The sequence below is a fragment of the Arthrobacter sp. 10T419 genome, from assembly GCF_056394105.1.
Genome location: NZ_JBFTHF010000008.1, coordinates 82051 through 95373, shown reverse-complemented (window position 1 = coordinate 95373; position 13323 = coordinate 82051). Strand labels below are relative to the sequence as shown.

Sequence of the window (13323 nt, the reverse complement as noted above, 5' to 3'; positions counted from 1 at the left end):
GGCACACCCGGCAGTGAATTACTGATTCGGGCCTCACGGCACATCTCTAGGAGTTAACGTGGCACTTGAAGCCGCTGTAAAGCAGTCCATCATGAAGGATTTCGCAACGTCTGAGGGCGACACCGGCTCGCCGGAGGTCCAGGTTGCAGTCCTGACCCAGCGGATCAAGGATCTGACGGAGCACATGAAGGTGCACAAGCACGATTACCACACCCAGCGCGGTCTGCTGGCCATGGTTGGTCGTCGCAAGCGCATGCTCACCTACCTCAAGAACACTGACATCAACCGCTACCGTGCGCTCATCGAGCGCCTCGGCCTGCGCCGCTAGTCAGCTCTAGGGGGCGGCCCTTTCCATCGGAAGGGGCCGCCTTCTGCAAAAAAACTCAACAGGAGGATCAACCGCATCACGCATTCGCGGTCCTCGGTAGTGATCTCCGGGAAAGGCTTCAAGGACTGAAGCCTTGGCCCGTGGGTCTCGATCGATGACCGGGTGCAGTGCAGTCCAGTAGACAGATGCTGGACTGGGTTGATGCGGCTGGACTCCGTAAATCAAGAAACGGAGGTGACTCTCTTGGAGGGTCCCGAAATCCAGTTCTCAGAAGCCGTCATTGACAATGGCCGCTTCGGCAAGCGGGTTATCCGCTTTGAAACCGGCCGTCTTGCCAAGCAGGCAGCCGGCGCAGCAATGGTCTACATCGATGAAGAGACCGCGCTGCTGTCCGCAACGACCGCCGGCAAGCACCCGCGCGAAGGTTTTGACTTCTTCCCGCTGACCGTCGACGTCGAAGAGCGCATGTACGCCGCGGGCCGCATCCCGGGCTCGTTCTTCCGCCGAGAAGGCCGTCCCTCGACGGAAGCCATCCTGGCCTGCCGCCTGATGGACCGCCCGCTGCGCCCCGCGTTCGTGAAGGGCCTCCGCAACGAGGTCCAGATCGTCGTCACCGTGCTGTCCATCAACCCGGACGAGCTGTACGACGTCGTCGCTATCAACGCGTCCTCGATGTCCACCCAGCTCTCCGGCCTGCCCTTCTCCGGCCCGATCGGCGGCGTCCGCGTTGCCCTCGTCGCCGACGAGCACGGCTCGCAGTGGGTTGCCTTCCCGAAGCACTCGCAGCTGGAGAACGCCGTCTTCAACATGGTTGTTGCCGGCCGCATCGCGGGCGACGACGTTGCGATCATGATGGTCGAAGCCGAAGCCACGGACAACTCCTGGAACCTGATCAAGGAACAGGGCGCCACCGCCCCGACCGAAGAGGTTGTTTCCGAGGGCCTCGAGGCCGCCAAGCCGTTCATCAAGGCTCTCTGCGAAGCGCAGTCCGACCTGGCAGCCCGCGCCGCCAAGCCGACCGTCGAGTTCCCGGTCTTCCTGGACTACCAGGACGACGTCTACGCCGCCGTCGAGTCCGCTGCCGCCGAGAAGCTGGCCGCTGTCTTCCAGATCGCCGACAAGCAGGAGCGCGACACCGCCTCCGACGAGCTGAAGGACGAGGTCACCTCTTCCCTGGCCGGCCAGTTCGAGGGCCGCGAGAAGGAACTGTCCGCAGCCTTCCGCTCCGTCACCAAGCAGGTCGTGCGCCAGCGCATCCTCAAGGACCAGATCCGCATCGACGGCCGCGGCCTGACGGACATCCGCCAGCTCACCGCCGAGGTCGAGGTCCTGCCCCGCGTCCACGGCTCGGCCATCTTCGAACGCGGCGAGACCCAGATCATGGGTGTCACCACGCTGAACATGCTCAAGATGGAACAGCAGATCGACTCGCTGTCTCCCGTGACGCGCAAGCGCTACATGCACAACTACAACTTCCCGCCGTACTCCACCGGCGAGACCGGCCGCGTCGGTTCGCCGAAGCGCCGCGAAATCGGCCACGGTGCCCTCGCAGAGCGCGCCATCATGCCGGTGCTGCCGTCCCGCGAGGAATTCCCCTACGCGATCCGCCAGGTATCTGAGGCTCTCAGCTCCAATGGTTCGACGTCGATGGGTTCCGTCTGCGCCTCCACGCTGTCCCTGCTGAACGCAGGCGTGCCGCTGAAGGCCGCCGTTGCCGGTATCGCCATGGGCCTGGTCTCCGACCAGGTTGACGGCCAGACCCGCTACGCAGCCCTGACCGATATCCTCGGCGCCGAAGATGCCTTCGGCGACATGGACTTCAAGGTTGCCGGTACCTCCGAGTTCGTCACGGCCATCCAGCTGGACACCAAGCTCGACGGTATTCCGGCGTCGGTCCTGGCCGCCGCCCTGAAGCAGGCCCGCGAGGCCCGCCTGCACATCCTGGACGTGCTGAACTCCGCGATCGACACCCCGGACGAGCTCTCCGAGTTCGCGCCGCGCGTCATCGCGGTCAAGATCCCGGTAGACAAGATCGGCGAGGTCATCGGCCCGAAGGGCAAGATGATCAACCAGATCCAGGAAGACACCGGAGCCGACATCTCGATCGAGGACGACGGAACTGTCTACATTGGCGCCACGAACGGCCCGTCTGCCGATGCAGCACGGTCCGCGATCAACGCCATCGCCAACCCGCAGGTCCCGGAAATCGGCGAGCGTTACCTGGGCACGGTCGTCAAGACCACGACCTTCGGCGCCTTCGTTTCCCTGACCCCGGGCAAGGACGGCCTGCTGCACATCTCCGAGCTGCGCAAGATCGCCGGCGGCAAGCGCGTGGACAACGTTGAAGACGTTGTTTCCGTTGGACAGAAGATTCAGGTGGAAATCACCAAGATCGACGACCGCGGAAAGCTCTCCCTCTCGCCCGTCGTGGCCGATGAGGAAGGGTCTGCGGACGCTGCCAACACTGAGGTCTCCGAGGAGTCTGCAGAGTAGTCTTTCCTGACCCAAGCAGCGGGGCCGGTGGATTCGTCCACCGGCCCCGCTGCCGTTAAAGGCAGGTAGGATTGCAGGCAGATTTGGCACGTTTCCGTGACGGTTTTATTGAAAGGCCTTAATGACTGTCGTACCCCTGCCGCTTGAGCAGAACCAGCACGCTGACACCCTCATCCACGGAGCCGACGGCGGCTCGCAGGTGCGTCGGTCGGTACTGCCCGGCGGCGTCCGGGTGCTGACCGAGGCAATGCCGGGGCAGCGCTCCGCGACCATCGGTTTCTGGGTCGGCGTCGGCTCGCGTGATGAGGCCCCCGGACAGCACGGCTCCACCCACTTCCTGGAGCACCTGCTGTTCAAGGGCACCAAGCGGCGCACCGCGCTGGAAATCGCCTCCGCCTTCGACGAGGTGGGCGGGGAATCGAACGCCGCCACCGCCAAGGAGAGCACCTGCTACTTCGCCCGGGTGCTGGACACGGACCTTCCGATGGCCATCGACGTCATCGCGGACATGATCACCGGCGCCGTGCTGGACCCGCAGGAGATGGAGCAGGAGCGCGACGTCATCCTTGAGGAAATCGCCATGGACAGCGACGATCCCACCGACGTCGCGCACGAACACTTCGTCGCCGCGGTCCTCGGCACGCACCCGCTCGGCCGCCCGATCGGCGGCACGCCGGATGCCATCCGCGCCGTTGCCCGCGACTCGGTCTGGGACCACTACCGCCGCTACTACCGACCGGACGAGCTGGTCATCACCGCCGCCGGGGGACTGGACCACGACGTCGTCTGCGAACTCGTGGTGCACGCTCTGCACTCCGCCGGCTGGGAACTCGAACACGACGCCGCCCCCGTGCAGCGCCGCTCCACCGAACGCGCCTCGATCACCGGCACCGCGGGATTGCACGTGGTCAAGCGCCCGGTGGAACAGGCCAACATCATCATGGGCTGCCCGTCCCTGGTAGCCACCGATGACCGGCGCTTCGTGATGAGCGTGCTCAACGCCGTGCTGGGCGGCGGCATGTCATCGCGGCTGTTCCAGGAGGTCCGCGAGAAGCGCGGCCTGGTGTACTCGACCTACTCCTTCGCCTCCTCCTACGCCGACGCCGGCTACTTCGGCATGTACGCCGGGTGCACGCCGTCAAAGGTCCGGCAGGTCCTGGAGCTCCTCGGCGCCGAGCTGGACAAACTGGCCGAGGGCGGCATCTCCGAAGAGGAACTGCGCAAGGCCGTCGGCCAGCTCAGCGGTGGCATCGTCCTGGCCCTGGAAGACACCGGTTCGCGGATGTCCCGGCTGGGCCGCGCCGAACTGGTCTCCGGCGAGTACCAGGACATCGATGAGACCCTGCGGCAGATCAAAGCTGTCACCGCGGCCGAGGTCCAGGAGCTGGCGCGCGAACTCGCGGCCGCCCCGCGGACCGTCACGGTGGTAGGTCCCTTCGAGGAAACCGAGACGTTCGGCCTCTAAGCCGGTCCTCCCGCAGCTCGGGAGGGGTAATTGCCGATCCTCCCGCAGCTCAGGCGGCGACGGGCGCGGGCTCCGGGACGCGGCGGCACACCGTGGTCATGAAAGGGCTGAAGTCGCTCGCGCTCCCTAGCCGCAGCCCGGCGGAGTGCGTCAGCTGGCCGTTCTCAACCCGCAGGGTGTGCCGGGCGGTACCGCGGTCGCTGCGCCGTTCGATGGTCAGGGTGCCGTCGTGCCAGCTGGCCCGGGCGGGCGCCTCCGGGGGCAGGCCCATGCTGTTGACGTGGTACCAAAGCGTATCGGGATGGTCGGGGTCCATGGTGAACACCCCGACGCCCTCGGTCTTGGCGCCGTCGGCGCCGGTATGGCGGTAGCTCATGGTCACAGCCAGGCCGGCTGCGGCGCGGGCGAAAACGACCTCGGCCGCGGCGGCCCGGGCGGGACCCCAGGCGGTGGCTTCCCACTGGGTGGTGCCGCTCCATTGCCCCAGGAATGCCTCAAGGGCCTCGTGTGCGCTGCCTGGCAGCGGTCGATCCATGCTTCCTCCGACTGGGCTTCGCTTCGGCTGGCCCCGCCACCATCATCACGCCGTGCCCCGCGGCTGTAAAGGATCGGACCCGATTGGGATCCGGGGGAGGGCTCGACGGTCCCGCTCCGGATCCGGGGGAGTGGCGGATGTTCCGCACCCTTCTGCGGGAGGGCCGTTGACGCACGCGGCGCCGGAAAGTTGCCGTTTCGTTACCGGGGCTGCCCCGAATCCCATTGACATGGTGTGAGCCGCATCATAGGTTTGCCGTAATCTGAATCACCTTTCAGGTTCAGCTGCTACCTCCTGTCGGATCTCCTGCTGAGATTCCGCGGATTCTCAACGAAAGGCATCCCGTGACGGATACAAAGAAGTTCCTGATGGCCGCCGTGATGGCCACGGGGCTCGCCCTCAGCGCCTGTGCGCCCACCGCCGGGTCGGCTGCGCCGGCGGGCTCCGGCGGTGCCGGCAAAGCCGAGCCCGTCAACGTCGGCATCATCTATTCCAAGACCGGACCGCTCGCGGCGTACGGGGCGACCTACTACGAGGGCCTCCAGGCCGGCATTGACTACGCGACCGGCGGCACCGGCGAGATCAACGGCGCCAAGATCAACCTGACCTACGCGGACGACGCCGGCGACCCGGACAAGGCCGTCACCGCCGCCAAGGACATGATCGGCAAGGGCTACAAGATTATTGGCGGCACCGCGTCGTCAGGAATCGCAGTGAAGCTCGCGGAGCAGGCCCAGCAGAACAAGGTGCTATACATCTCCGGGGCAGCGGCCACCGACGCCATCCAGGGCGTTAACAAGTACACCTTCCGTTCCGGCCGGCAGAGCCTGCAGGACGTCGCCACCGCCGGCACCTTTATCAACACCAACGGCAAGAAGGTCGTCGTCTTTGCACAGGACAACGCGTTCGGCCAGGGCAACGTCGCCGCCGTTAAGGCTGTCCTCGGAGCCAAGGGCGCCACTGTTGGCTCCGTCCTGGTCCCGGAAAACCAGGAATTGACCCCGTTTGCCCGTCAGCTCCTCGACACCAAGCCGGATATGGTTTTCGTGGCCTGGGCCGGGGCAACCACCGGCAGCATGTGGCAGGCACTGAGCCAGCAGGGCGTCTTCGACGCCGCCCCCGTCGTGACCGGCCTGGGAGACGCGTCCAGCTTCGGCGCCTACGGCCCGGCGAGCTCCAAGATCAGCTTCCTCAGCCACTACTTCCCGGGTGCCTCAGGCACCGAGGTGGAAAAGAAGATGATCGCCGCCGTCGAGAAGGCCGGCCACAAGGCCGACCTGTTCACCCCGGACGGCTTCGTCCTTGGCCAGCTGATCGCCCAGGCAATCAAGGAAGGCGGCGGGACGGACCCTGACGCCATGGTCAAGGCTCTCGAAGGCTTCAGCTTCGATGGCCCCAAGGGCAAGGAAACCGTGCGCGCGTCGGACCACGCCCTGGTCCAGGACATGTACCAGGCCAAGCTGGTCCAGAAGGGCGCCACCTGGGCTCCCGAGCTCGTCAAGGTGGTTCCCGGCGACACGGTCGCGCCGCCGGAAAAGAAGTAGCCGCCCGGCCCGTTGGGGCCAGGCACCCTTCCCCGGACCAGACCGCGAGAAACGAAGGAACCGTATGACAACCCCAGCCCTGCCCGCCCTTGCGGTGGATGGCCTTGGTCTGCAGATCGGCGGTGCGCGCATCCTCCAGGATGTGGGCTTCGCCGTCGGCGCCGGCGAGATGATCGGCGTCATCGGCCCCAACGGGGCCGGCAAGACCACCTTGTTCAACCTGATCTCCGGCGTGCTGCGGCCCACCGCGGGCAGCATTACGCTGAACGGCAGGGAGATCACGGCCGCGCCTATCCACCGCCGGGCCAAGGCAGGGCTGGGACGGACCTTCCAGACCTCCAACCTGTTTCCCCGGCTGAGCGTGCTGGAGAACGTCCGGCTCGCGGCCCAGGCGAAACTGGGCGGCAGCTTCAGCGTTCTGCGCTTTCCGTCGGCGTCGGACGAGGCCACCCGGATCGCGCGGGGCACCATCGCGGAGGTCGGCCTCACCGGCAAACTCACGACGGCGGCGGGGGACCTCTCGCACGGCGAGAAGCGCAAGGTCGAAATCGCCGTACTGCTGGCGACGGATCCCGCCGTCGTCCTGCTCGACGAACCGATGGCCGGGGTGGCGTCGGGGGACGTCCCGTCCCTCACCGCGATCATCCGGGGAATGCACCGGGACCGCGGCTGCACCGTGATGATGGTCGAGCACCACATGGACGTCGTGCTGGGCCTGGTGGACAGGGTGGCCGTGATGCACCACGGCAGCCTGTTGGCCCTGGACAGCCCGGCCGCCGTTATGGCCGATCCCACCGTGCAAAGCGCCTACCTCGGAGAACCCGTATGAGCCCCGCCACCGAACGCCCCGCCGCCGAAGCCCCGCCCATCCTGCGGGTCGAGGGCCTCAATGCCAGGATCGCCGGGCAGCAGGTGGTGGAGGATGTGTCCTTCACCGTCCCCGCGACCGGAATCACCGCATTGCTGGGCCGCAACGGCGTCGGGAAAACCAGCACCATCAAGGCCATCATCGGCCTGATCGACCGCGCGGGCATTGTCGAACTGGCCGGCGAACGGATAGAGAAGGAAGCGACCTTCAAGATCATTCAGCGCGGTGTTGGTTACGTCCCGGAGGACCGTGAGGTCTTTTCCGGGCTGACGGTCGCGGAGAACCTCCGGCTCGCCGAACGCGATGCCGCCCCGCGCCGGCAACTGGTAGAGGAACTCTTCCCGGACCTGCTGGCGCGCTCCGCCCAGATGGCCGGGACGCTGTCCGGCGGCCAGCAGCAGATGGTCTCGCTGGCACGGGCCCTGCTGAACACCAACAAGATCCTGCTGGTCGACGAGCCCACCAAGGGCCTCGCGCCCAAGATCGTCGGTGAGGTGGCGGAGACCCTGGCCGAGGCAGCCAGGACCGTCCCGATCCTGCTCGTCGAGCAAAACCTCCACGTGGTCCGCCAGCTGGCCGAGGGCGCCGTCGTGCTCTCCGGCGGACGCGTGGTCCACACCGGCCGCGCCCTCGACTTCCTCGATGACGCGGTGCTGATCCAACGGCATCTGGGTGTCTCCAGCGAGACCGCGTCTCACCGGGACCCCGCCATGGACCCCGCCATGGAACCCGCCGCGGACCCCGCCGAGAAAGGCGCTGCCCTGTGAGCACCCTCGTCCTGCTGTTGTTCACCGGCCTCGGCCTGGGTGCACTGTACTTCCTCGTTGCTGCCGGCCTGTCCCTGATCTACGGGCTAATGGGGGTGCTGAACTTCGCGCACGGCGCCTTCCTGACCCTGGGTGCCTTTACCGGCTGGGAAATGGCCCGCCGCGCCGGCTCTGACAACTGGGGAATCTTCCTGCTGTCACTCGTCGTCGGGGCCGCCGCCGGCGCTGCGTTTGCCGCGTTCACCGAGTTCGTCCTGATCCGCAGGCTCTACCAGCGCCACATCGAGCAGGTGCTCGTCACGCTGGGCCTGTCCCTCGCCGCCGTCGCGCTGTTTGACGGCACGTGGGGAACCGACCCGGTGTACATCCAGGGCCCTGCGTGGTTCAAGGACACTACCGACATCCTTGGCGCGCGGGTCCCCAACGACCGTTTCGTCTGCATCATCGCCGCCCTGTTGGTGCTGCTGGCGCTGGTGTTTTTCCTCAAAAAGACCCGCTACGGCATGATCATCCGCGCAGGCGTCGAAAACCGGTCCATGGTCACCGCCCTCGGCATCGACGTCCGCAAGGCCTTCACCCTCGTCTTCACCATCGGCGGGGCGGCGGCGGGCCTCGGCGGGGTTCTCGCCTCGCACTACTTCGGCTACGTCTCACCGATGCTCGGCGGCTCGCTGCTGATCTTCGCCTTCATCGTCACGGTGATCGGCGGCCTCGGCTCACTGACCGGCGCGGCCATCGCCGCCGTCGCCGTCGCTATCCTGCAGCAGTTCGCCAACTTCTACCTCGGCGGCACCGGTGACTTCGTCGTCGTACTGGCGCTGGCCCTCGTGCTGCTGTTCCGTCCCACCGGCCTGCTTGGGAGAACCGCATGACCACCGAAACTGACCCCAACAGCACCGACGGCACCAACATCGACGGCACCAACCCAGGACAGCCGGCGGCCGACGGCGCCGACGCCCGCCGGAGCCGGAAAGCCGCCGCGCAGGGAGGACCCCGCACCCCTTCCGACGGCGCACGCCCCGTCCCCGCGGGCCGCCGCCTCGCAGCGCGGGCCGCGGGCGCAGCCGGAGTGCTGCTCCTAGTCCTGCTCCCGCTGCTGAACATCTCCCTGCCAGGCGTGCTGCCCGGCCCCAGCTACACGCCCGGGTCCCTGCAGTTGCTGGCCATGTGCATGCTGATGGCAGCCGCCGCCCTGACCTACCACCTGCTCCTCGGCGTTGCCGGGCTGCTGTCCTTCGGGCACGCGCTCTACTTCGGCGCCGGGGTCTATGGCCTGGCGATCATTCTGCAGAACCTGGACATCCCGCTGCTGCCGGCCATGGGGCTCACGCTGCTGATGGTGGTCGTACTGGCCCACGTGGTGGGCAGCATCAGCCTCCGCGTCAGCGGCATCCCCTTCGCCATGGTCACGCTCGCGTTCGCCCAGGCCGGCTCGGTGATCGTCGGCCGTAACCCCGACGGCCGGACCGGCGGCGACGAGGGTATGACGCTGCGCACCGACAACCTGCCGGACTTCCTGGTGGGCGTGGTCAACACCCGCAACCTGTACTGGCTGGCACTGGCCGTGCTGGTTGCCGTGTTCGTCATCGTCACCTGGGTGCAGTCCTCCCGGGCCGGTCACACCGCGGCCGCCGTGCGCGAAAACGAACTGCGCGTCCGGGTCCTGGGCCTGCAGCCATACCTCGTGAAGCTGCTGATCTTCGTTCTCTCCGCGCTCCTGGTCTGCGTGATCGGCATGGTCTTCCTGCTGCTGCAAAGCGGGGCCGTGCCGCGGGCCATCTCCTCGGACCTCACCATCATGCTGCTGGTGATGGTGGTCCTGGGCGGCGTGGGCTCGCGCTGGGGCGCTGTGGTCGGCGGCGTGTTCTACACCATCCTCGACCAGCGGCTTACGACACTCGCCAACTCCGAGGCCGTGAAATCCCTTCCGGACATCCTGCGGGTACCGTTGTCAGAACCGTTGTTCATCCTCGGCACGCTCTTCATCCTGGTGGTGCTCTTCCTCCCCGGCGGCCTCGCCGGAACCGCCGAGCGGCTGGCGCAGCGCCGCAGGGGCACCCGTGCCGGCAGCAGCGGTATCGAGACGCCCCAAAACATCCTGGAGGACGCTGCATGAGCAACCCGACCGGTCCGAACCAGGCCGACGGCCTGCACACCCTGGGCCGCTGGACCACCGACCGCAGCCTTTCCACGCCGCACCGGGTCGCCATCGACGACCGCGGCTGCACCCTGCTCTACAGCGAGCTGGAACGCCGTGCCTCGGCTCTTGCTGCCGGGTTCCGTGCCGCCGGTTACGCGATCGGGGACCGGATCGCGAGCCTCACCGGCAACAGCTCGGACCATGTGGTGGCCTTCTTTGCCTGTGCCAAGGCCGGGCTGGTCCTGGTCCCGCTGTCCTGGCGGCTCTCGCCCCGGGAACTCGCGGCGCAGCTCGAACTCGCCGAGCCCCAGCTGCTGCTGGTGGAAGGCGAGCTCGACTCGCTCGCCGCGGCGGCGTGCGCACTGCTGCCGCACCGGCCGCGGACCGCTGCCCTGGGCCCCGGCGGCGTCGAAAGGGCCGTCCCGCTGCCCTCGCGCGTGCGGCCGGCGCCCTCGGCCGACGCCGGCGCGCCACGCCGCGACGTGCGCGACGACGACGCCCTGCTGATGATTTTCACCTCCGGCACCGAGGGGGCCAGCAAGGCCGCCGTCCTGACCCACGCCAACTGTTTCTGGAACAACCTCTCGCTCTCGCGGACCCTGGACATGGGCAGCAATGACGTGGTGCTGGCCGTGCTCCCGCAGTTCCATGTGGGCGGCTGGAACATCCAGCCGCTGCTGGCGTGGTGGGTCGGCGCCACCGTGGTGCTGGAACGCGGGTTCGATCCGGGCCGCGTGCTGCAGCTCATCGCCGAGCGGGGCGTGACCATGCTGATGGGTGTCCCCACCCAGTACCTGATGCTGGCCGAACACCCGGACTTTGCCCGGGCCGAACTCGGCAGCCTGCGCCACGCCGTGGTGGGCGGGGCGCCGATGCCGGCGCCGCTGCTGCGGATCTGGCACCGCCGGGGAGTGGCCCTGAGCCAGGGCTACGGCCTGACGGAGGCCTCGCCCAATGTGCTGTGCCTGCCGAACGAGGACGCCGAACGGATGGTGGGCTACTCCGGCAAGCCGTATCCGCACGTCGCCGTCGCCGTGGCGGACCCGGTCACCGGAGAAATCCTCGACGGCGCCGCCAGCGGCGAGCTGCTGGTCGGGGGCCCGGGCGTATTTGCCGGCTACTTCCGCGATCCCGCCGCCACGGCTGCCGTCCTCGCCGGCGGCTGGCTGCGCACCGGCGACCTGGTGGAGCGCGACGCCGAGGGGTACATCAAAGTCGTGGACCGGCTCAAGGACATCTACATCTCCGGCGGCGAGAACGTGGCCCCGGCCGAGGTCGAGGCCGCCCTGCTGGGCCACCCGGCGGTGGCGCAGGCCGCCGTCGTCGGGGTGGAGGACGCACGCTGGGGCGAAAGCGGCATGGGCTTCGTCGTGGTCCGTCCCGGGATGGCCACCGACGAGCAGGAGCTGCTGGAACACTGCGCCTCCCAGCTGGCCCGCTTCAAGGTCCCGGCCCGGATCGAGCTGGTCCCAGCGCTGCCACGCACCGCACTGAACAAGGTACTCCGCGCCAAGCTGCGCCAGGACTTGGCCGGTCGCGGCTCCGCGGCAGGGGGACGGGCATGAGCGCCGCGCCGCGCACCGCCCGCGGCACCCGCACCCGGGCCAAGCTGCTCGAGGCCGCGGAGTCCGTCTTCGCCTCAGTGGGCTACCACGAAGCCTCGATCGTCAAGATCACGGAGGCGGCCGGCGTCGGCCTCGGCACGTTTTACCTGTACTTTGACGGCAAACAGGCCATCTTCGACGAAGTGGTCGAGGACCTGAACCGGCGCGTCCGGCACGCCATGACCGATGCGGCCAAGAGCGCAGGTACCCGGCTCGAGGCGGAACGGGCCGGCTTCCGGGCCTTCTTCCGCTTCACCGCACAGCACCCCGCCCTGTACCGGATCATCCGGCAGGCCGAGTTCGTCTCGCCCGGCGCGCTGCGGCTGCACTACACCCGGGTCGTGAACGGCTACATCGAGGGCCTGAAGGCGGCACAGCTCAGCGGCGAGGTCCGGGAGATGGACCCCACCGTCGCGGCCTGGGCCCTGATGGGCATCGGTGAGCTGATCGGCATGCGCTGGGTCCTCTGGGACGAGGAGGGTGCCGAACCCGCCACCGGCGCCCGGCCCGACGTACCCGAAGAAGTCTTCGAGGAGATGATGCAGTTCATCGAACGGGCCCTTGCGCCCTCGCCCGGTTCCGCGCCAGGAACGGCCGCGAACCCCACACCGCCCCAGGAAGGGACAGCCCCATGACCCAGACAGCCAGCAAGGACACGTACCGCACCGCCGAAGTGGAGGTCCGCGGCGGCACGCTGCACACCGCCATCTGGGGCCCGGACGAACCCGACGCCCCGACCATCCTCGCCGTCCATGGGGTCACCGCCTCGCACAAGGCCTGGCCGTACCTGGCCGAGGCGCTGCCCGACGTCCGGATCATCGCCCCGGACCTGCGCGGACGCGGCCGCAGCAACAACTTGCCCGCCCCGTACGGGATGCCCTCGCACGCGGAGGACCTCGCCGCGGTGCTGGCGGCGCTGGCCCCGGGGCCGGTCGTCGTCGTGGGGCATTCGATGGGCGCCTTCGCCTCGCTCGTCCTGGCGAACCTGTTCCCGGAGCGCGTCCGCTCCCTGGTGCTGGTCGACGGCGGACTGCCGCTCCAGGTCCCGGAGGGGATTTCCGACGAGCAGCTCATCTCCTCGGTGCTCGGCCCGGCTGCCGAGCGCCTCAACGCCACGTTCCCTAGCCGCGAGGTGTACCGCTCCTTCTGGCGGCAGCACCCGGCGTTCAGCGCCGGCTGGGGGCCGCTCGTGGAAGCCTACGTTGACTACGACCTCACCGGCGAGGAGCCGGAACTGCGGCCCGCCACGCGCTATCAGGCGATGGCCGAAGACACCGCGGAACTGCACCGGGGCGCCTCGCTGCTCAAGGCGCTGGACGAACTCGCCGTGGACACCGTGGTCCTCCGGGCGCCGCGCGGGCTGCTGAACGAGCCGGCCGCCCTTTACGCGCCCGGCTACCTGGACGACTGGGCCGCGAAGCTACCGTCCCTGCGGGTCCGGGAGGTGCCGGATGTCAACCATTACACGATCGTGATGGGCGAGGCCGGCGCCGCGGCCGTGGCGGAAAGCGTGCGGGAGGCCCTGGCCGGCAGCTGAGGGAGCCTGTGGACGGCGCCTAGCCGCCGGCGAAGGGCGGCA

General features: G+C 68.2%; 12 protein-coding genes. 11 read left to right on the top strand and 1 reads right to left on the bottom strand.

What is annotated here, in order from left to right; translation table 11 throughout:
• Positions 1-58: 58 nt before the first annotated feature.
• The 3 genes from rpsO (at position 59) to AC1DBD_RS13740 (ending at position 4286) form a co-directional block, all read left to right on the top strand.
• Positions 59-328 carry a 30S ribosomal protein S15 gene (rpsO, locus tag AC1DBD_RS13750; protein WP_290258342.1) on the top strand — a complete coding sequence of 90 codons (270 nt, stop codon included), beginning with the start codon at positions 59-61 and terminating at the stop codon, positions 326-328.
• 243 nt (positions 329-571) lie between these two features.
• Positions 572-2821 (top strand): polyribonucleotide nucleotidyltransferase, encoded by a 2250-nt coding sequence (locus AC1DBD_RS13745; RefSeq protein ID WP_441419447.1) that lies wholly within the window; start codon positions 572-574, stop codon positions 2819-2821.
• Between the two features lie 121 nt (positions 2822-2942).
• Positions 2943-4286 carry a M16 family metallopeptidase gene (locus AC1DBD_RS13740; RefSeq protein ID WP_441419381.1) on the top strand — a complete coding sequence of 448 codons (1344 nt, stop codon included), beginning with the start codon at positions 2943-2945 and terminating at the stop codon, positions 4284-4286.
• A 49-nt stretch (positions 4287-4335) separates the two neighbouring features.
• On the opposite strand, the gene AC1DBD_RS13735 is transcribed toward AC1DBD_RS13740, so the two are convergent.
• Positions 4336-4821: a DUF1579 domain-containing protein gene (locus AC1DBD_RS13735; RefSeq protein ID WP_441419382.1), complete on the bottom strand. Its 486-nt coding sequence runs from the start codon at positions 4819-4821 to the stop codon at positions 4336-4338.
• A 344-nt stretch (positions 4822-5165) separates the two neighbouring features.
• On the opposite strand from AC1DBD_RS13735, the gene AC1DBD_RS13730 reads away from it, so the two are divergent.
• The 8 genes from AC1DBD_RS13730 (at position 5166) to AC1DBD_RS13695 (ending at position 13281) form a co-directional block, all read left to right on the top strand.
• Positions 5166-6365, top strand: coding sequence for a substrate-binding domain-containing protein (locus AC1DBD_RS13730; RefSeq protein WP_476909767.1), 1200 nt, complete (start codon positions 5166-5168; stop codon positions 6363-6365).
• A gap of 64 nt (positions 6366-6429) precedes the next feature.
• A complete protein-coding gene (locus AC1DBD_RS13725) occupies positions 6430-7194 on the top strand; it encodes an ABC transporter ATP-binding protein (protein ID WP_476893609.1) in 765 nt (254 codons plus the stop codon).
• Positions 7191-8000: an ABC transporter ATP-binding protein gene (locus AC1DBD_RS13720; protein ID WP_476893608.1), complete on the top strand. Its 810-nt coding sequence runs from the start codon at positions 7191-7193 to the stop codon at positions 7998-8000. Before AC1DBD_RS13725 ends, AC1DBD_RS13720 begins: the two co-directional genes overlap by 4 nt.
• Positions 7997-8872 carry a branched-chain amino acid ABC transporter permease gene (locus tag AC1DBD_RS13715; RefSeq protein WP_476909765.1) on the top strand — a complete coding sequence of 292 codons (876 nt, stop codon included), beginning with the start codon at positions 7997-7999 and terminating at the stop codon, positions 8870-8872. The genes AC1DBD_RS13720 and AC1DBD_RS13715 overlap by 4 nt, the downstream gene beginning before the upstream one ends.
• Positions 8869-10116: a branched-chain amino acid ABC transporter permease gene (locus AC1DBD_RS13710; protein WP_476982336.1), complete on the top strand. Its 1248-nt coding sequence runs from the start codon at positions 8869-8871 to the stop codon at positions 10114-10116. Before AC1DBD_RS13715 ends, AC1DBD_RS13710 begins: the two co-directional genes overlap by 4 nt.
• Positions 10113-11705: a class I adenylate-forming enzyme family protein gene (locus AC1DBD_RS13705; protein ID WP_476909763.1), complete on the top strand. Its 1593-nt coding sequence runs from the start codon at positions 10113-10115 to the stop codon at positions 11703-11705. The genes AC1DBD_RS13710 and AC1DBD_RS13705 overlap by 4 nt, the downstream gene beginning before the upstream one ends.
• A complete protein-coding gene (locus AC1DBD_RS13700) occupies positions 11702-12379 on the top strand; it encodes a TetR/AcrR family transcriptional regulator (protein WP_441419383.1) in 678 nt (225 codons plus the stop codon). The genes AC1DBD_RS13705 and AC1DBD_RS13700 overlap by 4 nt, the downstream gene beginning before the upstream one ends.
• Complete coding sequence (locus AC1DBD_RS13695; RefSeq protein ID WP_476982335.1) at positions 12376-13281, top strand: alpha/beta hydrolase; 906 nt, start codon at positions 12376-12378, stop codon at positions 13279-13281. The genes AC1DBD_RS13700 and AC1DBD_RS13695 overlap by 4 nt, the downstream gene beginning before the upstream one ends.
• Positions 13282-13323 lie beyond the last annotated feature (42 nt).